The organism is Arthrobacter sp. P1_B4 (assembly GCF_056406555.1).
On sequence record NZ_JBFTZW010000003.1, the window covers coordinates 154,588 to 177,278 of the forward strand.

22 protein-coding genes are annotated in these 22,691 nt (G+C 65.9%); 9 read left to right on the top strand and 13 right to left on the bottom strand.

From position 1 onward, the window contains the following. Positions 1-309: 309 nt before the first annotated feature. The 7 genes from AC1D1W_RS03015 (at position 310) to AC1D1W_RS03045 (ending at position 7,408) form a co-directional block, all read left to right on the top strand. Positions 310-1,329, top strand: a complete 1,020-nt coding sequence (locus AC1D1W_RS03015) for a VOC family protein (RefSeq protein ID WP_476942895.1) — start codon at positions 310-312, stop codon at positions 1,327-1,329. A 6-nt stretch (positions 1,330-1,335) separates the two neighbouring features. After that, positions 1,336-2,298, top strand: coding sequence for a fumarylacetoacetate hydrolase family protein (locus AC1D1W_RS03020; RefSeq protein ID WP_476942896.1), 963 nt, complete (start codon positions 1,336-1,338; stop codon positions 2,296-2,298). Further along, complete coding sequence (locus AC1D1W_RS03025; protein ID WP_476942897.1) at positions 2,295-3,338, top strand: cyclase family protein; 1,044 nt, start codon at positions 2,295-2,297, stop codon at positions 3,336-3,338. Before AC1D1W_RS03020 ends, AC1D1W_RS03025 begins: the two co-directional genes overlap by 4 nt. A gap of 87 nt (positions 3,339-3,425) precedes the next feature. Beyond that, positions 3,426-4,550: an FAD-dependent monooxygenase gene (locus AC1D1W_RS03030; protein ID WP_476942898.1), complete on the top strand. Its 1,125-nt coding sequence runs from the start codon at positions 3,426-3,428 to the stop codon at positions 4,548-4,550. Continuing rightward, positions 4,547-5,620, top strand: coding sequence for an amidohydrolase family protein (locus AC1D1W_RS03035; RefSeq protein WP_476942899.1), 1,074 nt, complete (start codon positions 4,547-4,549; stop codon positions 5,618-5,620). The genes AC1D1W_RS03030 and AC1D1W_RS03035 overlap by 4 nt, the downstream gene beginning before the upstream one ends. Positions 5,621-5,631: 11 nt before the next feature. After that, positions 5,632-6,630 carry a fumarylacetoacetate hydrolase family protein gene (locus AC1D1W_RS03040; RefSeq protein WP_476942900.1) on the top strand — a complete coding sequence of 333 codons (999 nt, stop codon included), beginning with the start codon at positions 5,632-5,634 and terminating at the stop codon, positions 6,628-6,630. 1 nt (position 6,631) lies between these two features. Next, positions 6,632-7,408, top strand: a complete 777-nt coding sequence (locus tag AC1D1W_RS03045; RefSeq protein WP_476942901.1) for an SDR family NAD(P)-dependent oxidoreductase — start codon at positions 6,632-6,634, stop codon at positions 7,406-7,408. 18 nt (positions 7,409-7,426) lie between these two features. On the opposite strand, the gene AC1D1W_RS03050 is transcribed toward AC1D1W_RS03045, so the two are convergent. The 6 genes from AC1D1W_RS03050 to AC1D1W_RS03075 form a co-directional block, all read right to left on the bottom strand. Beyond that, positions 7,427-8,209 (bottom strand): SDR family NAD(P)-dependent oxidoreductase, encoded by a 783-nt coding sequence (locus AC1D1W_RS03050; RefSeq protein ID WP_243180845.1) that lies wholly within the window; start codon positions 8,207-8,209, stop codon positions 7,427-7,429. Positions 8,210-8,281: 72 nt separating this feature from the next. Beyond that, positions 8,282-9,244 (bottom strand): LysR family transcriptional regulator, encoded by a 963-nt coding sequence (locus tag AC1D1W_RS03055; RefSeq protein WP_243180843.1) that lies wholly within the window; start codon positions 9,242-9,244, stop codon positions 8,282-8,284. A 75-nt stretch (positions 9,245-9,319) separates the two neighbouring features. After that, positions 9,320-10,897 (bottom strand): GMC oxidoreductase, encoded by a 1,578-nt coding sequence (locus AC1D1W_RS03060; protein WP_476942902.1) that lies wholly within the window; start codon positions 10,895-10,897, stop codon positions 9,320-9,322. A 16-nt stretch (positions 10,898-10,913) separates the two neighbouring features. After that, positions 10,914-12,395, bottom strand: coding sequence for an MFS transporter (locus AC1D1W_RS03065; protein WP_253906699.1), 1,482 nt, complete (start codon positions 12,393-12,395; stop codon positions 10,914-10,916). A 186-nt stretch (positions 12,396-12,581) separates the two neighbouring features. Continuing rightward, positions 12,582-13,379 (bottom strand): hypothetical protein, encoded by a 798-nt coding sequence (locus AC1D1W_RS03070; protein WP_476942903.1) that lies wholly within the window; start codon positions 13,377-13,379, stop codon positions 12,582-12,584. Then, complete coding sequence (locus tag AC1D1W_RS03075) at positions 13,376-14,416, bottom strand: Gfo/Idh/MocA family protein (RefSeq protein ID WP_476942904.1); 1,041 nt, start codon at positions 14,414-14,416, stop codon at positions 13,376-13,378. Before AC1D1W_RS03075 ends, AC1D1W_RS03070 begins: the two co-directional genes overlap by 4 nt. A 105-nt stretch (positions 14,417-14,521) precedes the next feature. On the opposite strand from AC1D1W_RS03075, the gene AC1D1W_RS03080 reads away from it, so the two are divergent. Next, complete coding sequence (locus AC1D1W_RS03080; RefSeq protein WP_476942905.1) at positions 14,522-15,784, top strand: ROK family protein; 1,263 nt, start codon at positions 14,522-14,524, stop codon at positions 15,782-15,784. A gap of 29 nt (positions 15,785-15,813) precedes the next feature. Here the strand turns inward: AC1D1W_RS03080 and AC1D1W_RS03085 are convergent, their stop codons facing one another. Beyond that, entirely contained in the window at positions 15,814-16,230 is a 417-nt protein-coding gene (locus AC1D1W_RS03085; protein WP_243180800.1) for a C-glycoside deglycosidase beta subunit domain-containing protein, read from the bottom strand. A gap of 68 nt (positions 16,231-16,298) precedes the next feature. Between AC1D1W_RS03085 and AC1D1W_RS03090 the strand changes: the two genes are divergently transcribed. Beyond that, positions 16,299-17,342: a restriction endonuclease subunit R gene (locus tag AC1D1W_RS03090; RefSeq protein WP_476942906.1), complete on the top strand. Its 1,044-nt coding sequence runs from the start codon at positions 16,299-16,301 to the stop codon at positions 17,340-17,342. Positions 17,343-17,414: 72 nt separating this feature from the next. Here the strand turns inward: AC1D1W_RS03090 and AC1D1W_RS03095 are convergent, their stop codons facing one another. The 6 genes from AC1D1W_RS03095 to AC1D1W_RS03120 are packed head-to-tail and all read right to left on the bottom strand — an operon-like array spanning position 17,415 to position 22,640. Beyond that, positions 17,415-18,419, bottom strand: coding sequence for a sugar phosphate isomerase/epimerase family protein (locus AC1D1W_RS03095; RefSeq protein ID WP_476942907.1), 1,005 nt, complete (start codon positions 18,417-18,419; stop codon positions 17,415-17,417). Between the two features lie 13 nt (positions 18,420-18,432). Beyond that, positions 18,433-19,656 carry a Gfo/Idh/MocA family protein gene (locus tag AC1D1W_RS03100; RefSeq protein WP_476942908.1) on the bottom strand — a complete coding sequence of 408 codons (1,224 nt, stop codon included), beginning with the start codon at positions 19,654-19,656 and terminating at the stop codon, positions 18,433-18,435. Further along, positions 19,653-20,051, bottom strand: coding sequence for a C-glycoside deglycosidase beta subunit domain-containing protein (locus AC1D1W_RS03105; RefSeq protein ID WP_223913478.1), 399 nt, complete (start codon positions 20,049-20,051; stop codon positions 19,653-19,655). The genes AC1D1W_RS03100 and AC1D1W_RS03105 overlap by 4 nt, the downstream gene beginning before the upstream one ends. Positions 20,052-20,059: 8 nt before the next feature. Continuing rightward, positions 20,060-21,124 (bottom strand): sugar phosphate isomerase/epimerase family protein, encoded by a 1,065-nt coding sequence (locus tag AC1D1W_RS03110; protein WP_476942909.1) that lies wholly within the window; start codon positions 21,122-21,124, stop codon positions 20,060-20,062. A 20-nt stretch (positions 21,125-21,144) separates the two neighbouring features. Continuing rightward, positions 21,145-22,248 (bottom strand): sugar phosphate isomerase/epimerase family protein, encoded by a 1,104-nt coding sequence (locus AC1D1W_RS03115; protein ID WP_476942910.1) that lies wholly within the window; start codon positions 22,246-22,248, stop codon positions 21,145-21,147. Continuing rightward, the gene (locus tag AC1D1W_RS03120; RefSeq protein WP_028275817.1) at positions 22,245-22,640 is read right to left on the bottom strand and encodes a C-glycoside deglycosidase beta subunit domain-containing protein; all 396 of its coding nucleotides are present in this window, start codon (positions 22,638-22,640) and stop codon (positions 22,245-22,247) included. Before AC1D1W_RS03120 ends, AC1D1W_RS03115 begins: the two co-directional genes overlap by 4 nt. Positions 22,641-22,691: the final 51 nt, after the last annotated feature.

The window sequence follows — 22,691 nt, forward strand, 5'->3', positions numbered from 1 at the left end:
AGGGACCGATAGGAACCTGTCAGCGCGGCCTGCGGGATCGCTGTCAAAGACGTTCTTAAAGGCATCGGAATCCCGGACCGGATAGCTAATTTGCAGGGTGAACATCGTCGTTCCTTTCCCTCGGCTGCACGGTGGCCGGACGCTGATCGGACAGCTCGTTACGTTGGGCCTGCACTCAGGCCAGGTATCTGCCATACAAATAGGTGGCATCAGTAAACGCCTCTTCACCGAATACTTCTTTTGCCTCAGTCTGGTTACTAGACCTGCAGCGACCCACTCACGGCAATCAGTACTTAGAAGGAATTCAACGTGGAAACTCCCCTCTCCCATCTTGCCCACCTCGAGATCACCACCCCTGACGTCGAAGCCTCGGCACGGTTCTACGAGGAAAAGTTCGGCATGCGCATCATCGACCGGGTGGACGGCAACGTCTACCTGCGCTGCTGGGGTGACTACTACCGCTACAGCCTGGTCCTCACCGAAGGTCCGGAAGCTTCCCTGGGCCGGATGGCCTGGCGCGCCAACTCCCAGGCTGCCCTGGAAGCCGCAGCCCAGCGCGTCGAAGCAACCGGTGTCCAGGGGAGCTGGACCGCCGGCGGCCACGGCTACGGAAAGGCCTACGAATTCACCGGCCCCTATGGCCACCCCATGCGCCTCTTCTTCGACGTTGAGAAGTTCGTGGCTGAGCCCGGTTTTGAATCCACCTACCCGGACCGGCCGGAGCGCCGCAGCAGCCACGCCGCAGCGCCCCGCTTCCTGGACCACGTCACCGTGGCCTCCTCCGATGTCCGAGGCTTCGCCAAGTGGTACAACGAGGCCCTGGGCTTCCGCGTCATGGCCTTCGTGGACCTGGACGAGGCACCCATCACCGTCTTCTCCGTGCTCACGACCAACGAAAAGTCCCACGACCTGGGCGTGGTCCTGGACACCTCCAGCCGCGCCGGACGCGTCAACCACATCGCCTTCTGGGTGGACGCCACCGAAGACCTGCTCCGCACCGCCGACGTCATGATGGAAAACGGCACCGCCATGGAATACGGCCCCTCCATCCACGGCGTGGGCGAGCAAAACTTCCTCTACTTCCGCGACCCGTCAGGCCTGCGCGTCGAACTCAACTCCGGCGGATACCGCAACTACGTCCCGGACTGGGAAGCCAACACCTGGAAGCCCTCCGAAGGCTCCAACAACTTCTACAAGAACGGCGCCATGCCGCACTCCATGACCGAATCCTTCCCTCCCGCCGAAGGCTTCACCGCCACCGAAGAAGGCGCCTCCCCCGAAATGAAGGAAGCCCTCCTGAACCCCTACGCCAAGCAGGGACGGGGCTAGGACACCATGGCCGAAACACAATATGCACTCATCCGGTTCCAGGAGACCGGTGACAGCAAGGCCCGCGCGGGCCTGCTGGTCGGCGACCGCGTCCTGCCGCTGGATGGGGAGATCAACGCCCTAATCGAGCACTGGGACACCACCGAAAACCAGCTGGACGCCATCGCCGCATCGGCCGGCGAGGACACCGGCCTGGCGATGGCCGACATCGAGGTCCTCGCCCCGGTAGAGCCTGTCCAGGTCCTTCAGACCGGCGCCAACTACCGCAAGCACGTCATCGACCTCGCTGCAGCCCACCGCGAACCCGGCGAGGACGAGGACGAAGTCCGGGACCGGACCGCCGCGATGATGGACAAGCGCGCGGGCCAGGGAACGCCGTACTTCTTCATCGGGCTCCCGACGGCGATCGCGTCCGCCACGGACGACCTCACCCTGCCTGCCTATTCCAAGTCCCACGACTGGGAACTTGAACTGGCCGCGGTGATCGGCAGGACGGCGTTCCGGGTCACCCCCGAGGAAGCCCTGGACTACGTCTTCGGCTACACCATGGTCAACGACATCACCACCCGTGAGTACGTGTTCCGCAAGGACATGCCGGCGATCGGCTCGGACTGGTACCGCGCCAAGAACGCCCCCGGCTTCCTGCCCACCGGACCGCTGCTGGTACCCGCCAAGTTCTTCGGCGACCCGCAGGACGTCCAGGTCACGCTGAAGCTCAACGGCAAGGCCATGCAGGACGAGTCCACCTCAGACATGATCTTCGGTGTCGCCAAGCTGATCAGCGAGGCCTCCCAGATCATGCCGCTGCGCCCGGGAGACCTGGTGCTCAGCGGAAGCCCCGCCGGCAACGGCCAGCACTGGGGCAGGCTGCTCCAGGACGGCGACGTCATGGAGGGCACCATTACGGGTCTGGGCACCCAGCTCATCCACTGCAAGGACGAAGTTGTCACTGAAGGCAGCCAGCAGTGACCAGCCAGGACACAGCACCCATCACCACCGGCACCGGCGAATCAGCCACCGCTTCCCCGGTCATCCGGCGTGACGATCCGCTCGGCAGCATCCGCGCCATGGCCGAATCCCACAACAACTGGGGCCGCTGGGGCCAGGACGACGTCCTTGGGACCCTGAACTTCATCGACGCGGACAAGCGCATTGAAGCCGCAGCCCTGGTAACGACGGGCGAGGCCTTCTCGCTGTCCCAGCCGTTCGACACCAACGGGCCGCAGAAAGGCTGGCGGCGACGCACCAACCCTGTCCACACCATGACCGACACCGGCGTGGACGCCGAACGCGGCAACCAGGGCTTCCCGCACGGCTTCGGCGGCGCGGACGACGTCATTGCCATGCCGCTGCAGTGCTCCACCCAGTGGGACGGCCTCGGCCACATCTTCGACCAGGGCAAGGCCTGGAACGGCCGTGCCGCAGGGGACGTGGTCACCTCCGAAGGCGACCTGGTCACCGGCATCGAAACCGCCGCGGCCAAGATCGTCACCCGCGGCGTCCTGCTGGACGTCGGCCGCGCGCTCGGACCCGACCTGGGAAGGAACGACGGCGAGCTGCCGGACGGTTTCGCCATCACCCCCGAACACCTCCAGCGGACCATCGACCTGCAGGGCCCCAGCTCAAAGGTTGGCCGGGGCGACATCCTGGTGATCCGCACCGGACAGCACACCCGGGTGCGCCGCGACGGCTGGGGCGACTACGCCGGCGGCTCGGCCCCGGGGCTGTCCTTCAGCACCGCACCCTGGCTTCACCGCAGTGAAATCGCGGGGATCGCCACGGACACCTGGGGTTTCGAGGTCCGGCCCAACGAGTTCGACGGCGCCTTCCAGCCCCTCCACCAGATCGCCATCCCCAACCTCGGGCTGTTCCTCGGCGAAATGTGGGATCCGGACGGCCTCGCGGAGGCTTGCGCGGCAGACGGCAGGTACGACTTCCTGCTCACCGCGGCGCCCCTGCCCATTACCGGCGCCGTCGGATCGCCCGTCAACCCGATCGCCCTCCGGTAATAACCGTCCGGTAATCGCCAGCGGCAAGATAGATACAACAGCACCACAACCATCATCAGTCACGCCGTCAATACAAAGGAGTCAGCGATGGCAGCAGTACAGAACGTCGGAATCGTCGGGGCGGGAGCCGCGGGACTGACCGCCGCCATCCTGCTGGCCGACGCGGGAATCCAGGTTGAAATCCTGGAGAAGGCCGACGCCCCGCAAACCCTTGGCTCTGGAATCACATTGCAGGGGAACGCCCTGCGGATCCTCCGCCAGCTGGGCGTCTGGGAGCAAATCGAGGCGAAGGGCTACGCGTTCAGCACCCTCGGCCTGCGCGCCCCGGACCCCGCCGGCACCGTCATCGCCGTGTTGGATGACATGCGGACCGGCGGTGACGACCTCCCAGCCACCCTGGGCATGTACCGCCCCGACCTCACCGCCATCCTCCGCGAGCGTGCCGGGCAGGCGGGCGCACGGATCAGCTACGGCAAGACGGTCACCGAAATAACGGACGACGGCGGTTCCGTCACCGTGAGCACCGCCGACGGCGGCACCGCCCGCTACGACCTCCTGATCGGCGCCGACGGCCTGCACTCAGCTGTCCGCAAGGCCATCGGCATCGATAGTGAACCCCGGTCCACGGGCATGGGCATCTGGCGCGCGTTCGTGGAACGGCCGCAGGACGTGGTCCGCACCGACCTGACGTACGGCGGGCCTTGCTTTATCGCCGGCTACTGCCCCACCGGCCCTGACACCATCTATGCCTACCTTGTGGAAAGGGCCCAGGAGCGCAAACACGAGGACGGCCCCCGCATTATGGCCGACCTCGCCGCTGCCTACGGCGGCCCATGGAATGAGATCCGCGCCAACCTGGACCAGAGCGCCCGTATCAACTACACCTGGTTCACTACCCACCTGGTGGACGGGCCGTGGAACCGCGGCCGCACCGTCATCATCGGCGACGCCGCCCACAGCTGCCCGCCAACCATCGCGCAAGGTGCTGCCATGGCAATGGAAGACGCAGCCGTGCTGGCCGATCTCCTGATAGGCGCCGACGACATCACCGAGACACTCTGGAAAGAGTTCACCGACCGCCGACTGGACCGGGCAAAAGCAGTGGTCGACGCCTCCGTCCAGCTGGGCCAGTGGATGCTCGACGGCGTCCGGGACGCCAACGTGCCGGGCCTCATGCATTCAGTTTCCAGCTTGGTCAGTGAGCCCGTATGAGCACCGGCCCTGCTGAAAAACCGACCGTGGACGTTCACGCCCACATCCTGCTTCCGGCCCTGCAGCAATTGGTGGCCGAAGCTGATCCCGAGGGCTTCGGCGCTCAACAGGCTCTGGAAGTCCGGCGCAACGGACCAGCGTCGATGGCCGCTTCGGGAAAAATGATCAAGGAGCGCTGGCCGCAACTGACGGACCTGGACCGCCGTCTTGCGGACATGGACGCCCAAGGCGTGGACGTGCAGCTCGTCTCGCCGTCGCCGTCGCACTTCTACTATTTCGCCGCGGAAGAACTGGCCCTGCAGGTTGCCAAGGCCGCCAACCAGGCGGTGCGGGAGTTCGTGGACCGCGCCCCGGAACGGCTGAACGGCCTGGGCCTGGTCCCGCTGCAGCACCCTTCCTTGATGGTCGAAGCCCTGGAACACGCCATGCTGGAGTGCGGGTTGCTCGGCGTGGAAATCGGCTCGTTCGCCGCCACCCCCACCGACCCGGAGCGCAGCACCGTTGAGCTCTCCGACCCCAGGCTGGAACCGTTCTGGAGCCGGGCCGAGGAGCTTGGTGCCCTGGTCTTCCTGCACCCCTTCGGATGCTCGCTGGACGAGCGGCTGGACCGCTTCTACCTCGCCAACACCGTCTCCCAGCCCGCGGAAAATGCGGTGGCCCTGTCCCACCTGATCTTCAGCGGTGTCCTGGACCGGCACCCGGACCTGAGGGTTCTGGCCGCGCACGGCGGCGGCTACCTGCCCACCAGCCTTGGCCGCTCCGATCACGCCTGGCGGGTCCGGCCGGAGGCACACGGCTGCGCCCAGCCGCCGTCGTCGTATGTGAAGAAGCTGTTCTTCGACTCCCTGGTCCACAGCCCGGCTGAACTGCGGGCGCTCGTGGCCGCCGCTGGCCCGGGGCAGGTGCTGGTCGGTACCGACTACCCGTTCGACATGGGCTCCGACCGCCCCGTGGCCGAGGTCATCGAGGCACAGCTTTCCGCCGAGGACGAGGCCAGGGTGCTGGCCGGCAACGCCGCTGCCCTGGGCATCACGCCCGCTTCCATCCTCACTGCCCGCCGCACAGCCTAAGGAACCCTTTCATGGTCAAGATTGCTCGCTGGAACCACGACGGCGGGACGCAGTCCGGCTTCGTCGACGGCGGTAACTGCTACGCGCTGCCCGCAGGCCAGAGTGCCCAGACCCTTTTGGATGCCGGGCTCGAAGAGACGCTGGGTTTGGCCCGGCGGATCATCGGGTCTGGCCCGGCCGTTCCGCTGGCGGACGTGCAGCTGCTCGCCCCACTGGCGCCCGCCACCATTCGGGATTTTGTCGCATTCGAGGAACACGTCGAAGGCGTACGGAAGAGCATCGACGGCGTGGCCGGCGTGGTGCCCGAATGGTACGAGGCGCCCACCTTTTACTTCACCAACCCGCATACGGTGACCGGCACCGGTGAGGTGATTGGTATTCCGGCGGGCTGCGAGGATCTGGACTTTGAAACCGAAGTCGCCGCCGTCGTCGGGCGCGTCCCCGGAAGCGACGGCCGGAACCTGACTGCAGCGGAGGCGCACCGGCACATCCTCGGCTACACCGTTCTCAACGACTGGTCGGCGCGGGACCTGCAGCGCCGGGAGATGAAGGTCAGTCTCGGCCCGTGCAAGGGAAAGGATTTCGCCAATACCCTGGGGCCCTGGATTGTCACCGCGGATGAGTTCGAGGACCTGCACGACGCCGAGGGGTTCCTGCCGATCTCCATGGCCGTGGAAGTCAACGGGAAAGCCATCGGCCAGGACCTGCTGTCCAACATGGGCTGGCCGTTCGCCGAGCTCGTCGCCTACGCCTCGCAAGACTCCGTGGTCCGGCCCGGCGATGTGCTGGGCTCCGGCACCTGCGGCAGCGGTTGCCTCGCGGAGCTCTGGGGACGGAACGGCGCGAAGACTCCCCCGCCGCTGAAGACGGGAGACGTGGTCCGCATGACGGTGGAAGGCATCGGGACAATCGTGAATACGGTTGGTGAACGCCGCAACGCTGGGACCCGCGTGCGTGCCCGACAGCGTCCGCGCAACCGGGTGGCCTCTACGGTTCCTTCCGGGACGTAGGGTGGTCTCCCTTCAGCTCGATGGCCGGACCGTGGTGGTCACCGGCGCTGGCCAGGGCCAGGGCGCTGCCGAAGCGCGCATGCTGGTGGAGGCCGGGGCCCGCGTCATTGCCACAGACCTCGCAGTGGACATGCCAGCCGGGCTGGCCGCCGTGTCATCGTCTTCGGCCGGTGCGCTGGTGTACCGCCAACTGGACGTCTGCGATGCCTCCGGCTGGTCCGATCTCGCGCACTGGATTCAGACCAAGGGGTGGCAGGTGGACGGGTTGGTCAACAATGCAGGCATCACCCAGCGGAGCCGGTTGCTGGATGCCTCCGTGGCTGACCTGCAGCGCGTCTATGAAGTCAATGTCGCCGGAAGCCTGCTGGGGATCCAGGCCCTCGCACCGCTGATGGGCAGTGCCGCATCCATCGTCAATGTCGGTTCCGTCGCAGGCCTCAACGCGCACTACCCCGTGGCCTACACCGCCAGCAAGTGGGCACTGCGGGGCCTTTCCCAGGTGGCCGCCATGGAACTCGGCCCCCGGGGGATAAGGGTTAATACTGTCCATCCGGGCTTCATCGAAACGCCCATGACGGCGAGCGCTAAGCCCGAATTCAGGCAGGCCACCCTGGCCGAGACCCCGCTGGGCCGCACTGGAAGCGTGGAGGAAGTGGCCGGCGTCGTGCTGTTCCTCCTCAGCCCGCTCTCGTCCTTCGTGACCGGTGCCGAGATCCCGGTGGACGGCGGCCAGTCGGGCCACGGCGGAGCAAAGTCTGTCTCCGACGCCATGCGCTGACGCGGTGCACGATTCCAACTAGCCCGGCAGCACGGCCGACCAGCCGCCGTCGACCATCAGGTTGGCGCCCGTCACGTATGACGCTTCGTCGGAGGCCAGGAACAGCGCGCATTTGGCCACTTCTTCCGGCGTGCCGATCCGGCCCAACGGGATGCTGCCGGCGATGGACCGCATGGGGTGGTCGGCGGCCAGGAGGTTGCCCTCGGTCGCTGCGGTGCGGATCATTCCGGGGCTGACAGTATTGACGCGGAGTCCATGCGGAGCCCCTTCGGCCGCGAGCTGCCTGGTCATTGCCACCACGGCCCCTTTCGTGGCGGTGTGGGCCAGCCGGCCGTTGGTCATGGAACCGGTAACTCCTGCCGTGGATCCCACCAACACGATGGCGGCGTCCCGCACCTGGATCAGTTGTGGCCAGAAGTATTTGACCGGCAGGAACACCACGTCCATCTCGTGTTCGACATTCCACTTCCAGTCGGCAAACGTGAGCTGCTCCACCGGGGCGAAGCGGGTGACCGCCGCGTTGGCATACAGGATGTGCACCTGGCCGTGGTTTGCGGCTACGTCCTGCGCCCATGCCGCCACAGCGGCCTCGTCCGTGAGGTCGACCCGGCTGCTGCTGATCCGGCCCCCGGCTGCGGTGACCTGGCGGACGGTGGCCGCGGCGCCGTCGTCGTCCATGTCACAGCCCACCACCACGGCGCCCGCCTCGGCGAAGGCGAGCGCCGCCGCCCTGCCTTGGCCGCTGGCCGTTCCGGTGATGACGGCGGTTTTGCCGGCCAGGCGCAGGCTGGAGACAGGCATGGGGGATCCCTTTCGAAGTGCGTTTCTTCGACTTTCGCAGGGATGGTCCGGATCGGGAACGGCGCTTTGGTTCTAGGTGGTATCTGCCGCGTGGATAGTTACCGGGTGGGCGGTGATGGGGAAGAGTTCGTGCAGCCGCGAACAGGCCCGCTGGACCACGGAACGCAGCCAGACGCTGGCGGGGTCCTCCGCCTGGGACGGGTGCCAGTACATCGCTTCCACGAGGGACGCTTCAGCGTCTTCGGAGAACGCCAGCACAACGATATCCGCGCCGCGCTGGGCCCGTGCTGCCAGCATCCCGGGGACGAGCGCCACGAGGTCTGTCCCTTCCACCAGGAGCGGCAGGGACAGGAACCCGGCCACCACAGCCGCCACGCGGCGCTGAATACCTCGCGATTCGAACAGCTTGTCCGCCGGGGTGCTGATCCCCTCGCCGAAATAGCCGACGGCGTGGGGAACGGTGGCCAGGTCCTCCACAGTGAGCCGGGGCTGCTGGAGCAGGGGATTTCCGGTGTCAGCCACAGCAACAAAGCTGTCCCGGAACAGCTGCTTGCTTGCTCCCTGCATCTGGTACCCCGTGGGCCCGACGAGCAGGTCGATTTTTGAGTAGTCGGCCATCTGGCCCTGGATCCCGGACTTGGCGGTGGGAACGAAATCCACCGACACTCCGGGGGCCTCCTCGCGCAGGATCCCCCGCAGCGGCCCCACGATCAGGGCCGCCGCGTAGTCCGAGGCGGCGATAATGAACTCCCGCTCGCTCGTGGCGGCGTCGAAGCCGGACCGCACGCGCGTGGCCCGCTGGATGTGAAGCATGGCTTCATCAACCAGCGGGACCAGGGACTGTGCGAAGGGCGTGAGGTCATAGGTGCGGCCGTTCCGCACCAGGAGTTCGTCGTCGAAATGGCGCCGGAGCCTGGCCATCGCGGCGCTGGTGGCCGGCTGGCTGAGCTGGAGCCTCTCGGCTGCCCGGGAGATGTTCCGCAGTTCCAACAGGACCTGCAGCTGGGGCAGCAGGTTGAGGTCCAGGTTCTTCATACCCACAGGTTATCCGTGCCTCGACGTCAGCCCAGCCACAGCTGGCGGGCGTCTGCGCCCCTATGAACAGTTGACCTAGGCACTCTGCGAACTAAGCTCCTCAGCAACCTTCCGGGCGCCGCGGACAGCGATGGCCACGCTCATCAGCGTGGGATTCATGGCCGTTGCCGTCGGAATGAGCGCATTTCCGCCCACCACCAGGTTGTTGTAGCCCCACACGCGTGACCACGGATCCGCCACCGAGGTGCCGTCGTCGGTTTCACCCATGCGCATGGTGCCCTGGTAGTGCAGGCTCGAGCCGTTCGGCATGAGCCTGGGCTCGGCCACGAAGGCGCCAAGGGCCTTGCCGGCACGCCGCAGCCGCTCGGTTGCCTCTGCGATTTCCGCGTTTTCCCGTTCTGTGAGCGCGTACTCGATGCTCATGTTGGGGAATCCCCGGTAGTCCGGCTCATTGTCGTCGAACGTGACGGCATCCTCGTAACGCGGGTGCTTGCGCATGCCGTAGCCCATGTTGACGTAGCCCCAGCGGTTCTCGGAGTACGGGGTTCCCGGCTCCATCGGGAACGGCGTGGTCTCGGTGTACATCACCTGGACGGAGAAGGGGTGTTCCGGCTCTGAGAACGGGATGCGGTTGACCGCCGCGACGGGGTCTGCCAGGTTCAGTGCGCGCCGGGCCAGCTCGGCCTTAAGGTCCTCTTCGGTGGCGTACCGCCCCATCCTTTCGGCGTCCAGCGCCACCGTGGAGATGACCACGGGATGCTCGGTCAGGTAGTGGCCGAGGGCCTGCGGCCGCACACCGGATGCCCAGAGAAGCTGCGGGGAGCGGAAGGCATCGGCGGCCACCACCACGATGTCCGCTGCCACGAATGACTTCTCCCCGGTGCGGAGGTCCTCGACGGTGACACCGGTGACCCGGTGTCCGTCCAGTTCCACGCGGCGGACCAGGGTGAGGTCACGGAGTTCGAACTGCTTCGAGACCGGACTGTCCTTGTCGACCAGCGGGCCGAGGACGACGTCGGCCCCCGCCCAGCGCACGGAGCCGTCGGGCTGCGGGTCCCCGGCAACCGGAAGGGTGCCCACGCCGTACCCATCCGGCAGCTCCGCGCCGAACTCTTCATCGAGGAGGGTCCGAATGGCCTCACCAACGGCGGAGTCGGCAAACGCTGCGCTGTGGACGTGCAGCAGCTGCTTCGCGTCCTCAATCAGCCCGTCCCATTCGTCGTCCGCTATGAAGGGGATTTTTTCACTGAAGGCGGGCGACGGCGTCGCGCAGGTCCAGTGCGCACCCTGGCCGCCGACGTTGGTGGCCGCAGCCGCCGCGGGAAAACTCGAGGCGTGGGCGGAGCCCGCGCCGCCGAAGTCGAGAAGGTGGGTGCCCTGGCGGGCGGTGAACATTCCCTCGGTGACCGTGGCTGCCGGGATGCCGAGCGACTCCCGGTAGGCACCGGCCTGCGGCCCCTGCGACATTTCGCGCGCACGAGCCTTTTCGCCAGGGTCGGCAATGTTGCGGACGCTCGCGCCGGGAACCTCCGTCACCTGCGGGCCGGCTTCGAACATCACCACCCGCGCGTTCGGGACCTGCTCGAGGAGCACCCGGGCATAGGTGGAGCCGATGGGCCCGCTGCCGACGATGGCGATGGTTGGGTTGGACATGATGTCTCCTTTGAAATCAGGCCGAAAGGGATTCGGAAGTTGTTTGGGGGGCGGGAACGGGTTCGTCGGAGAGGCGCCCGTGCGGAAGCAGGACCGCCGCGACTATTCCCACTGCGTACGTGGCCGCCAAGGCAATAAAGATGGGGGTGAAGACTGAGGCGTAGATCTGAGCCACGCTGGCCTGTACTGCCGGGGCGGCCCCTTTGACCAGTTGCGGGGTCAGGGTGGAAGCATCCAGGCCCGCCGGCAAAAGGGCCGCCACGCCGAAGCCGATCACCCCGCCGATAATCGCCGTCGCCACTGTTGACCCCACCTGCCGCACCAGGTTGATCGTCGCGGTGATGGTGCCGGTCTGGCTGGCCGGAGCAGCTCCCTGGACCACAGTGACGATCAGGCTCATGAACGCGCCGGTGCCCATCCCAACAACGGCCATAACGATCATGGGAACCCACAGCGGAAGCCCGGCGGGCAACACCGCCATCACAAACAGTCCGGCGGCCCCCAATGATGTTCCCAGGATGGGGAAGATCCGGTACCGCCCCGTCCTGCTGGCCAGCCATCCGGTCAGCAGGTTGCTGGTCAGCATGCCGAACACGGTTGCGATCGGCACGAGCCCGGACACGGTGGCGGTTGTCTGGTACGCCATTTGGACGTACGTCGGCAAATAGGCGGTGATGGAGAAGAGGCCGACGCCGATAATCGCCGAGAGTGCGGTGCCTGCCGCGATGGTCCGGTTGGCGAAGAAATGCAGGGGGACGATGGGTTCGGGTGCGCGGCGCTCAACAAAGTAGAAGGCAACAAAGCCCAGCATGCTGACCGCGAGCGCGGCAGCGGTGGCGGGGCCCGCGCTGCGTTCTGCGGCCCAGGTGGCGGCGAGGACAAGGGCCACCAGTGCCGCGGTAAATACAGCCGCCCCGGCAACATCGAAGTGGCGGGGCATGGGGCCGGGCTCCAGGTGGGGAACGGCAACCAGGGCAAGGGCCAGGGCTGCAGCGCCCACCGGGATGTTGATCCAGAAAACCCACTGCCAGCCCCAGTAATCGGTGATGGCGCCGCCGAGAACGGGGCCAACCAGGACCGCGATGGGGAAAGCTGCGCCAATGATGGCCATGTAGCGCGGACGTTCCCGCTGCGAGGTGACCCTGGCGATGATGGTTTGCGACATCAGCTGCAGGCCCGCGGAGCTCATCCCCTGCAGGACGCGCGCGGCGATAAGCCATGCCATGTCCTGCGAAAAGCCGCAGGCCAGGGAGGCCGCCAGGAACATTACCAGCGAACTGAGGAAGATCCGGCGGGCTCCCAGGACATCACCTAGTTTGCCGAGCACCGGCAGCAGCACAGTGCTCGCGAGGGTGTATCCCACAACAACCCAGCTCATGAGCTTCAGCGCGCCCAGCTCACCCGCAACCGTGGCCAGGGATGTGGACACCACGGTGTGGTCCAGGGCCCCGAGGAACGAAACCGTGAGCAGGGAGATAACAAGGAGACGGAGTCTCAAAGGTGAAAGTGGCATAGTGATCTACCCGAACGATCGGGCCGTCGACGCGACGTGTTGTGCCTCCGGCGCACCATCACGACGGAGAACGGGTTCGGAAGGAACCCCGGCGCCGAAACTCATGCTACCCCACTTTAGTTTGAAAGCAACAAAAGAATGCGTGAATTAGACACCTGTGGCGGGCATCCCTTATGTAGCAAGTACGGCGCGCGTGAGGGACATGTCCTCGAGCAGCTCATCCAGGTCCGTTCCGGGCTGACCCGAAGACTGCGCCTCGATGGCCCGGCGCAGCGCCAGACGGGCTGATGATTCATAGCGCTCCGGAGCCCTTAGTGTCCCGTCCTCGGTGGACGTCTCCAGCCGCGTCAGCCCGGCCCGCTGGTCCACGGTGACTTCGGTTCGCACCTCGCCGAGGGCCAGCACCTGGAGCAGGCCGTCGGCGTGAAGGCCCGCTGCCGCCGTCGCCCCCAGGGTGACGGGCATTGCCCCGCCCGCGGATCCCCCTGAATCCAGCAGAGCAATCCTGGCTTGCGCCGTGGCACTGCACACCTGGAGCGTCAACGGGCCCCGGACCAGTGACCGCGCCCAGCCCAAGCCGTCGCGGATTACCGCTTCAAGACCTGCCGCGGGGGCGGCGCACTCAACGGTGACGATCCGGGCCGGCCTGCCTCGTCCTGCCCGGACCGCGTCGGCAACCACATCCGGGCGCAGCCGGGGACGCTCAACGATGACCGGGATGTCACCGGGCCATGGACAGGCTCGGAGTCCTTTCTGCGGGAGCGCAGCAGGGTCCGCAATCACCACCGCTGCCGCTCCCCTGGCCCGGGCGTCCAGCATGCCCTGCCACCAATCGCCGGATCCAGGCACCACAGCCACCGCCCCACTGACGTCTCTGGTGAGTGCAGCACTGACGGCAAGCTCGGCGACAGCCGCGACATAGGAAGGCAACACGGTGAAGATGCCGAGCCCTGGATTTGCTGAACTCATTGCGGCACCCCTTCCAGAACCTTCGCTGCGGCAGCATCGGCCAGGTCGATTGCAAAGTGCGAGTCAGCCAGCAGTTCGTCGTACTCGACTGGGACCCCGCCTTCAAGGAGTGAGGCAAGCAGGCGCCACTGCGCCATATAGCCGTCTTCCGGATCCCGCCTGTACTCCGTCCACTGCCCGTCCATGCTTCGCACTCGGGTGGCCGCGCTTCCGGCATGGACAAAGGCGGGCGGGAAATTCACCTCGATGCGGTCGTGGGAGGTGGCGATATTCATCCTCCAGAGAGCATCCGGTCCTTCCGGAAGCATGGTAAGCGCCAACTGGACCAGGATTCCGCCGGCCCGATACCCCACAAGGTAGCCGACTGGCGGGGCGACCCTGGCGTAAACAACCTCGTCGATGCCTGGCGCGATGTCCCTCACGGCCGGAAGATCATGGATCGCGAGCCCGGTCAGCAGCTGCCGCAGAACGCCGGCCGCAACCGCGGGACTGTCGAGGTCCAGGCGTTCCCGCCGGGCGGCCTGGAAAGGGCCGCCCTCGGCGACCAGCCGGTGGTACCTGTCATTCGGCGGAAGCGCCAGCGTCACGGAGATCGCCTGCACCCGGCCCGCGAGGGCAACGAGATGATGCCTGGCCCGCCCCCACGCGGCGTCAAACAGGTGGTTCGTCCCCACCAGAAGGACCGTTCCCGCGAGCCGGCAGGCAGAGATGACCTCGTCGGCTTCTTCCCTGCTGGTGGCCAATGGCTTCTCGCAAAAGATGGCAGGCTTCCCAGCGGCTACAGCCGCCAGGATTTGGCGGGCATGTTCAGCGGGCGGGCTGCAGATGGCCACCAGGTGGACTGCCGGGTCCGCAAGCAGGTCCGCCTCCCCCACTGACCACCGGGCACCAAGCCTTTCGGCCAGGCCCTGGGCGCGCCCACTTCCCGCATCGGCAATGTGCACCACCTTGAACAGGTCCGCCAGGCGCCCCAGCACCGGCAGATGCAGGGCCGCGACGCCCGGCCCGGCCCCAAGAACTCCTATATTCCAAGGCATCGTCGCCTCCCTCTTTTGTCCATATTATTCATAAGTACGGAAATATCCGGCTATAGTCGCTTTCAACCCCACCTTAGTTCCCTCTTATGTGTGAGAATTGTGATCATGACGACAGAGTCCACACTCCGCTTTGGAGCACAAACGGATGAAGTGACGAGCCTGCTGAGGATCGTCAACCTGGTGCGAACGGGCGAGGCAACAACGCGCCCTGAAATCGGCAAGGTCACTGGGCTGGGCAGGGGCGTTGTCAGCCAGCGTGTGGACCAGGCCATTGAGATCGGCTTTCTCGGGGATGGAGAATTCGGCGCCTCCTCCGGTGGCCGCGCGCCCCGGACCCTTCGCTTCCGCGCGGAGCAGGGAAGGATCGTCATATGTGCCCTCGGAGCCGCTCATATAAGGGTTGGCGTCACTGCCCTTGACGGCGACATCCTGGAACACACGCACCGCACCTGGGATATCGCCCAGGGCCCCGAGAAGACCATTGACGCCGTGATGGCCCTCGTTGACGACGTGCTGAAAAAGGATCACCAAGTGCCCGTCTGGGGCGTAGTGGTGGGCCTCCCCGGCCCGGTTGACTTCGCCACGGGACAACCGGTGGCACCTCCGATCATGCCCGGGTGGAATGGATTCGATGTCCGCACGCCCTTCGAGGACCGCTTCAACGCACCGGTGTGGGTGGATAACGACGTCAACCTGCTGGCCCTTGGTGAGCGCGCCCGGCGTCGCGAATCCCTTGCGAACCTCATCTATTGCAAGATCGGTTCGGGAATCGGTGCCGGCCTGCTGTCCCAGGGCAGGATCCACCGCGGTGCCAACGGCGCGGCCGGCGACATCGGCCATGTCCGGGTTTCCGACTCCCATGCCCAATGCCGCTGCGGCAAGATCGGCTGTCTCGAAGCGGTGGCCAGCGGTTGGGCCCTGGTCAGGGACGCGGAAGAGGCTGTCAAGGGAGGCACCCGGAGCTCCCTGGCCCCGCTGGCAAAAAAGGGGACACTGACCCTCGAGGAGATCACCCTCGCGGCCCAGGCCGGGGACCCGCTGGCCATCACACTGATTCAAAAGTCGGCCCGGGTAGCGGGTGAGACCATTGCAGCCCTGGTGAACATGTTCAACCCCGGAATCATCGTCATCGGCGGGGCCATGGGATCGGCCGGCGAAGTATTCCTGGCCGAAGTGCGCCAGCGGGTCTACGAGCTGTCCCTGCCGCTCGCCACCCGCGACCTCACCATCACCTTGTCCGTCAACGATGAGCGCGAACCCCTGCGCGGAGGAGCTGAGCTGGCGCGCGAGCAGCTGTTCGATGTCACCTTCCCGCGCTGGTTTGCTGACGGCAGGCCCTCACCGGAACGGGCCGCTGTCCCCGCATAGGGTCCACTGCGCGGCCTGGGCATAGCCGCTCAGGCCACATCGCGGGAGACGCTGGGCACCGGTTCCCGGTCAAGCTCCAGCCGGGCCTCCAGATGGAACGGCAGGACCAGCGGAGAACCGGGACGCGCCTGAAGGTAGGGCACCAGCAGCTGGAAGTCGACGGCGATGGCGTGCACCCCGCGGGAAAGCTCGCGCCGGCCGGCCAGGACCACCCTGTCCTGCACGAACCACCACCCGGGCTCCGCCTGCAATGCGTCCGCACGCACGCGCCGGGCCCCCAGCACCACCGTCAACTCCCCTGGTGCCACCGGGATGCCGTCGACCTCAACTGCGAGCTCAGCCACGGTGGAAAGGGGCATTGAGCGGATCCATGACAGGCCGAGCCGGAGTTCAAAGCCTTCCGGCGTGGCCGTCAGCGCATCTTCGCGCAAAGCGGTTTGCAACATGGCTTCCATCCTTTATCCTAAAAGTGACATAAGTTTGTCATTAACCAGCATAAATGGGAAGGCATCACATGGCCCCCGCACTTCCTGACAACTGGACCCTCTGCGCCAGCTCGTTCAACTGGATTCCGGAGATCACGGCAGCCCGGCGGACAGCCACTGACGTTGTGATTGGCATCGCGGATTCCGTGGCGAAGACAATAGAGCTCGAACCTGGGCTGCTGTGGCGGTCCTTCCCCGCTCCGCAGGACGCCGAGGTAGACGAACTGCGGGATTCGCTGGCGGCAAGAGGGGGCCGCGTCAGCATCGTTGGCGCCAGCCTCGACGACTTCACGTCCCCAACCGACCGCCGCTCGTTGCAGGAGCGCTTGGACTTCCTGGTCCCCCAGCTCAGCGCCGCCAGCCGAGTGGGTGCCCGCGGGATCCGGTTACCGATCGGACAGGCGGGCACGGAACTGCTCACGCTGCTGCAGCCGCTGCTGCATGAACTCGATCTGGTGCTGTACGAAGAAATCCAAGGGCAGCAGACTCCAAACAACCCTTCTGTGGCACCAGCACTGGATGCGATAGCCGGGTTGGCAGATGACCACGTGCGGGTACTCGTCGACATCAGCATGCTCATGCCGGCCCTTCCCGTCACCTACCTTCATGAGTTGCGTCAGGGCGGCGTTCCTTCCGATCTTCTGGCGCGCCTGGAGAATGACTGGCGCGATCCCGCCACCCTCGATGCCGTCACCGCCCTGCTCCGCGCAGGGAAGGTTCCGCCGCGCGTCCACACGCTCTTCATGAACCTGCTCATCCGTTTCGGCCGCAGTGACGCCGCAGATCTGCAGGGCATCCTCCCCCTGGTGGGCGCCTTCCATCTGAAGTTCTGGGATCTGGACGACGACGGCGGCCGGGTTTCCCAGCCGCTGCATGACCTCGGCAGCCTGCTGCGCGGGACCGGCTTCACGGGCACGCTGACCAGCGAATGGGGCGGCCACGAGTGGCTGAAGGACGACCCAACGGAGATGACGCGGAGTCACCTGGCCCTGGCGGGGGCAGCCCTCGCGGAGCCAGCAGTGGTGGAGTCGGCAGTGGTGGAGCCGGCACCAGCGGCCCGGGCTGCCCTCTGACCGGATACAGAAGCTCATGGCATACAAACAAGTGAGGCCGGCCCCGCGGGGCCGGCCTCACTTGTTTGCGAATTACTTCGTGCTGAATGCGGCGTCGAAAGCTGCGGCGGAGGGTTCATAGGCGGAGAGCCGGCGCACGAAAGCCAGCGCCTCGGGGGCGCCATCCAGCCGGTCCATTCCGGCGTCCTCCCACTCCACGGACAGCGGCCCGCGGTAGTCGATGGCGTTCAGCATCCGGAACGCATCCTCCCACGGCACGTCGCCGTGGCCGGTGGAGATGAAGTCCCAGCCGCGGCGCGGATCAGCCCAGGGCAAATGGGAGGAGAGCCGGCCGTTGCGCCCGTTGGACAGGCGCTTCTTCGTGTCCTTGCAGTGCACATGGTAGATCCGGTCCTTGAAGTCCCACAGGAACCCCACTGGGTCGATGTCCTGCCACACCATGTGGCTCGGGTCCCAGTTCAGGCCAAAAGCCTCGCGGTGCCCTATCGCCTCGAGGGCGCGCTGCGTTGTCCAGTAGTCGTACGCGATCTCTGATGGGTGCACCTCATGGGCGAACCGGACGCCCACCTCGTCAAAGACATCGAGGATGGGGTTCCACCGGTCGGCAAAGTCCTGGTAGCCGGCGTCGACCATCTTTTCGGAGGCGGGCGGGAACATCGCCACGTACTTCCAGATGGACGATCCCGTAAAGCCGGTCACCGTTTTCACGCCCAGCTTGGCGGCGAGCCGCGCAGTGTTCTTCAGTTCCTCGGCGGCACGACGGCGGACCCCTTCAGGATCGCCGTCGCCCCATACGACGTCCGGCAGGATGCCGCGGTGCCGTTCGTCGATCGGGTCGTCGCAGACGGCCTGGCCCTTGAGGTGGTTGGAGATGGTCCACACTTTGAGGCCGTGGCGGTCAAGAATGTCCAGCTTGCCCTGCACATAGGCGTYGTCGTCCCAGCGCCAGGGGTCCAGGTGGTCACCCCAGCAGGCGATCTCCAGCCCGTCGTAGCCCCATTCGCCGGCGAGCCGGGCCACCTCCTCGAACGGCAGGTCGGCCCACTGGCCGGTGAACAAGGTAATTGGTCGTGCCACGTGCTTCCCCTCCTCAACTGGCCGGCACGGGAACGCCGGCAGCGACACGTGTCCAGGCGGAATCATTTTCGGAACTGCGCTCGACAGCGTCGAGCACCCGCTGCACCCTCAGCCCGTCGGCGAACGACGAATGCGGGGCGGAGCCGCCCACGATGCCCTCCACGAGGTCCTTGACCTGGTGGGAGAACCCGTGCTCGTAACCGAGCATGTGGCCTGCCGGCCACCACGCCGAAACGTAGGGATGCTCCGCTTCCGTGACCAGGACCTTCCGGAAGCCCTGGCGGTCCGCAGGTGCCGTGCGGTCGTAGAACTGGACGCTGTTGAGGTCCTCGAGGTCGAAGGCCAGGGCGCCCTTGTCCCCGGAAACCTCAATCTGGAGCGCGTTCTTCCGGCCGGTGGCAAACCGGGTGGCCTCGAACGACGCCAGCGCGCCGGATTCGAAGCGGCCCGTGAAGATGGCGATATCGTCCACCGTCACCTGGCCGGAGCCGACGCCGGAGCCGACACCGGCAGCGCCGGAAAGCCCGGTATCGGAAGGTCCGGAGCCTGAAGTGGAGCCCTTCAAAAGAGGCCGCTCCTTCACGATGGTGTCGATAACGCCGGACACCTTCTCCAGGTTCAGGCCGGTGACGAACTGGGCCAGGTCGATGGCGTGGGCGCCGATATCCCCCAGGGCCCCCGAGCCGGCGTGTTCCTTCTGCAGGCGCCACGCCAGCGGCATCTCCGGGTCCACCAGCCAGTCCTGCCGGTACGAGGCACGCACCTGGTTGATCGTGCCGACGGCGCCTTCGGCGATGAGGTTGCGGAGGAAGGTGACGGCCGGAACGCGGCGGTAGGTGAAACCGACCATTGCCTGGATGCCCCGGGCAGCCGCCCGTTCGGCGGCTTCGGCCATCGCTTCGGCTTCCGCCACCGTGTTGGCGAGTGGTTTTTCGCACAAAACGTGCTTCCCGGCATCCAGCGCGGCGATCGCGATTTCGGCGTGGGAGTCGCCCGGGGTGACGATATCGACGACGTCGATATCGTCACGGGCGATCACGTCCCGCCAGTCTGTTGCTGACTCTGCCCAGCCCCATTTGCTGGCAGCGGCGGCGACCGCTTCAGCGTTGCGGCCGACAATAACCGCCATTTCCGGCTCGGCGGGCAGGTCGAATACCCGCGGCGCCGTCCGCCAGCCTTGGGAGTGGGCAGCACCCATGAAGCCATAACCGATCATGGCCACGCGCAGGGTTTTCATGCGAGCACCACCGTCCGTTCAACCGCCACGCGGTTGCCCACGTAACGCATCGGCGCGATCTGCATATACAGCAGGCGCAGGGTGAGGATGACCTCGACGTCGATCTCCTCGCCGGCGTCGGGGACGCGGTCCAGCGGGATGATCACGTCGGGCTTGTCTGCGACGAACCACAGGGTTTCCCATTGCTCCGGGAGTTCAGCTATGGAGTAGGACTTGTCCTGCAGTTCGAAGCGGAGAGACTCCTTGGGAATCTCCACGCCGTTGACGGTTGCGACGACGTCGTCAACGGCGGACAGCCAGAGGCTGCGGTACCAGGGCAGCTGCACCGATACGGCAATCCCCTCGGGGTGCCGGCGGACGTCGGTGTCCTGGAACAGGGAATTGTGAGTTGCCATGGCTTTCCTTACTTAACAGTCTCGACCAGGGTCGCGTGGGAGTCGGATGCATTTGGATCAACGGCTTCTTCGATGGCATGCCGCATCAGCGTGTGCTGCTTCTTGACGAGGTCGATCGGATCGGATTCGCCCAGGTCGGCGAACGCATGGCCCTCCCACTCGCTGGACAGGTAGCCCTGGTAGCCGCCCTTGACGAACTGGCGCACAATGCGGGGAATGTCCATCGCGGGTTCATTGCCGTGTTCGTCGATGTCGTAGAACTTCGCGTGGACATGGAAGATCTGCGGCATGATATCCAGCCATTCCTCGGGCGGAACCAGTCCATGCATGTTGAATGCCAGCCGGGTGAACGGGCCCAGGCGGGAAGGATCGAAGTTGTTGGCACTGAGGTAGTCCTCGAACTCCTGGTTGCGCTCATGCATGGGCGACGGTTTGCGCCAGATCTCCTGCATGACGGCGAAGTGCTCCTCGGGCAGCCCCATTTGCGTCAACGTGCGGAAGAGGGTCGGGGAAAGGCTGTGCATCGTCGAGCTGAAGTCTGCGGTGAAACCGAGCCGGTCGCTTCCCAGTTCCTCGTACATCTCGCGGATCTGCAGGATCTTGGGATCGTTCGGGCCCTGCGGCGCGTGAATTTCGTAGCCGAGCTTCTGGTCGTACTTCTCGGCCAGGGGAAGCAGCCGGCGGAGCAATTCCTTGCCCGCGGAGCGGATCACCACGCGGTGGAAACCAAGCTTGTTGGCCGTGTGCAGCTGCGCGGCGAAGAAGTCGTACTCCTCATCGGGTGTCATGTCCCGGTCCTTGCGGYGGCCCATGTCCAGGTTGGTGCCCACTGCGCTGGGGGTCAGGCCGTAGCGGTCCATGCTGTCGCGCCACAGGCGGACGAAGTCGTCGTCGACGTCCGGGTAGGTGCGCAGCATCTGGGCGATGTTGAACTCAACCCCCGGGCCGAGGCCTTCATCTGCAACAGCTTTGATCAGCGTCTCAGGGGTGTAGAGCCCGGCGGCGAACTCGGAGGTGAGCGAATAGAGGGTGATGCCAAGCTCGATGCCCGAGCCTGCGATGCCTTCTGACATAATTTCTGGTTCCTTCGTTGTCAGCCGCGGACGGGCTGGGCGAGATGGCTGTTGAGGATGCGGCGGGCTTCTGAAGCGTCGGTGATCATGGCCGAACCGGCGTTGGCGGCCGCTGAGCGCTGGACGGCCTGCTCGCCGCGGATGATGTCGAACGGGTCCTGCCAGTTGTTCCAGTGCCAGCCTTCGTATTCGCTGGAGATTGCGCCGGAGTAGCCGTTCTCAACCAGTTGCCGGACAAGGCTCCGGACCGGCACCGAGGGCTCTTCGCCGGTCTCGTCGATGCCGAAGAACTTGCCGTGCACGTGGCGGACCCAAGGCATGATCTCCAGCCAGGTGTCCAGCGGTGCAGGACCGAAAAGCCCTGTTCCGTTGATGGCGAAGTCAATGCCAAGGTCGGGCCGGCCGTTGCGGGCCGCCAGGCCGATGAAGGCGCCGAAGCGTTCACCGTGAACCTTTTGCGTGTTTGGCGGTCCGTCGGCGTAGAACCCATTCCACAGGTCAACCACCTGTCCGAGAAGTGCCTCCGAAGCCCCACGGCGGCGGTAGGCCTCCAGCAGGGAGGGCGCAAAGCCGGTAACGGTGGCACCCCAGTCGGCGGTGAAGCCGAGCAAGGGGGAATTGAGTTTCTCGTAGCGGTCGCGAAGGGCCAGGACACGTTCGTGGGCGCCGTGCTGGTCCGCGTGGACTTCGAGGGCCAGGGTGACGCCGTACTTCTCGGCCACGGGCAGCAGGCTTTCCATGGCGTCCGGAGTCAGCGATATCTGCACCCGGGCGATCGGGAAGCCGAGCCTGGCGGCTACTTCGATCTGCTTGCGCATGTATTCGACAAGCTCATCATGGCTCATGAGCCGGTCGCGGCGGATACCGGTGTCAACGTTGACTGCGAGGGAGGTGGGGACCAGGTCAACCTCGGCCACAAGATCACGGAACTGGCCAACGAAGTTGTCGTCGATCCGGTCCGGGAAGCCGCGCAGGCTGGAGAATCCGATGACTTCGAGCCCCGGGCCGAAGCCTTCGGCCGCCACTTTGCGGATCAGGCCATCGAGGTCGTACTGCCGGGCGTGGACGGCCCGGGTGAAGCTGTAAAGGGTGACGCCCTGGATCGGCGTGCCGAGGCTGGTCATCGCTGTGCCACCTTCATGGTCTTGGTGTCGTGCTCTTCGATGTGCAGCACGCCGTGGTCGGTGATGATGTAGGGGATGTAGAGCTTCAGGTCCACCCTGACCTCGTGCTCGGTCCGGCTGTCCGGGACGGGAAGGTCGCCCGAAAGGACTGCCGAGTCCAGCGGGAACCACCATTCGCCGGTCTCGTCCACGAGTTCCTCGAAGCTGAAAGTGCGGTTGTTCATGGTCCAGCGCAGTGAGCCCTCGGGGGCGCTGACGCCGTCCACTGTCAATGCAGCTCCAGCGATGCAGGAACCCGGCAGGGCCCGGTACCAGGGGATGCGGACTTCGACGGCGGTACGGCCGTCCTGGGTGATCAGTGTTCCCTGCTCGATTATGCGGTCGGCGATCATCGAGACCTCCTTGTCTGCGGCATGCCTTGCCTGTGATTGAACGAAATAGCA

Coding starts and splice junctions, on each gene's coding strand:
- AC1D1W_RS03085 (WP_243180800.1), bottom strand. CDS start 16,230: ATGTTGCAAACCGCTTTGCGCGAAGATGCGCTGACGGCCACGCCGGAA.
- AC1D1W_RS03105 (WP_223913478.1), bottom strand. CDS start 20,051: ATGGCAACTCACAATTCCCTGTTCCAGGACACCGACGTCCGCCGGCAC.
- AC1D1W_RS03115 (WP_476942910.1), bottom strand. CDS start 22,248: ATGACCAGCCTCGGCACGCCGATCCAGGGCGTCACCCTTTACAGCTTC.
- AC1D1W_RS03075 (WP_476942904.1), bottom strand. CDS start 14,416: ATGCCTTGGAATATAGGAGTTCTTGGGGCCGGGCCGGGCGTCGCGGCC.
- AC1D1W_RS03055 (WP_243180843.1), bottom strand. CDS start 9,244: ATGAAGAACCTGGACCTCAACCTGCTGCCCCAGCTGCAGGTCCTGTTG.
- AC1D1W_RS03060 (WP_476942902.1), bottom strand. CDS start 10,897: ATGTCCAACCCAACCATCGCCATCGTCGGCAGCGGGCCCATCGGCTCC.
- AC1D1W_RS03100 (WP_476942908.1), bottom strand. CDS start 19,656: ATGAAAACCCTGCGCGTGGCCATGATCGGTTATGGCTTCATGGGTGCT.
- AC1D1W_RS03035 (WP_476942899.1), top strand. CDS start 4,547: ATGAGCACCGGCCCTGCTGAAAAACCGACCGTGGACGTTCACGCCCAC.
- AC1D1W_RS03090 (WP_476942906.1), top strand. CDS start 16,299: ATGGCCCCCGCACTTCCTGACAACTGGACCCTCTGCGCCAGCTCGTTC.
- AC1D1W_RS03070 (WP_476942903.1), bottom strand. CDS start 13,379: ATGAGTTCAGCAAATCCAGGGCTCGGCATCTTCACCGTGTTGCCTTCC.
- AC1D1W_RS03040 (WP_476942900.1), top strand. CDS start 5,632: ATGGTCAAGATTGCTCGCTGGAACCACGACGGCGGGACGCAGTCCGGC.
- AC1D1W_RS03120 (WP_028275817.1), bottom strand. CDS start 22,640: ATGATCGCCGACCGCATAATCGAGCAGGGAACACTGATCACCCAGGAC.
- AC1D1W_RS03050 (WP_243180845.1), bottom strand. CDS start 8,209: ATGCCTGTCTCCAGCCTGCGCCTGGCCGGCAAAACCGCCGTCATCACC.
- AC1D1W_RS03030 (WP_476942898.1), top strand. CDS start 3,426: ATGGCAGCAGTACAGAACGTCGGAATCGTCGGGGCGGGAGCCGCGGGA.
- AC1D1W_RS03080 (WP_476942905.1), top strand. CDS start 14,522: ATGACGACAGAGTCCACACTCCGCTTTGGAGCACAAACGGATGAAGTG.
- AC1D1W_RS03020 (WP_476942896.1), top strand. CDS start 1,336: ATGGCCGAAACACAATATGCACTCATCCGGTTCCAGGAGACCGGTGAC.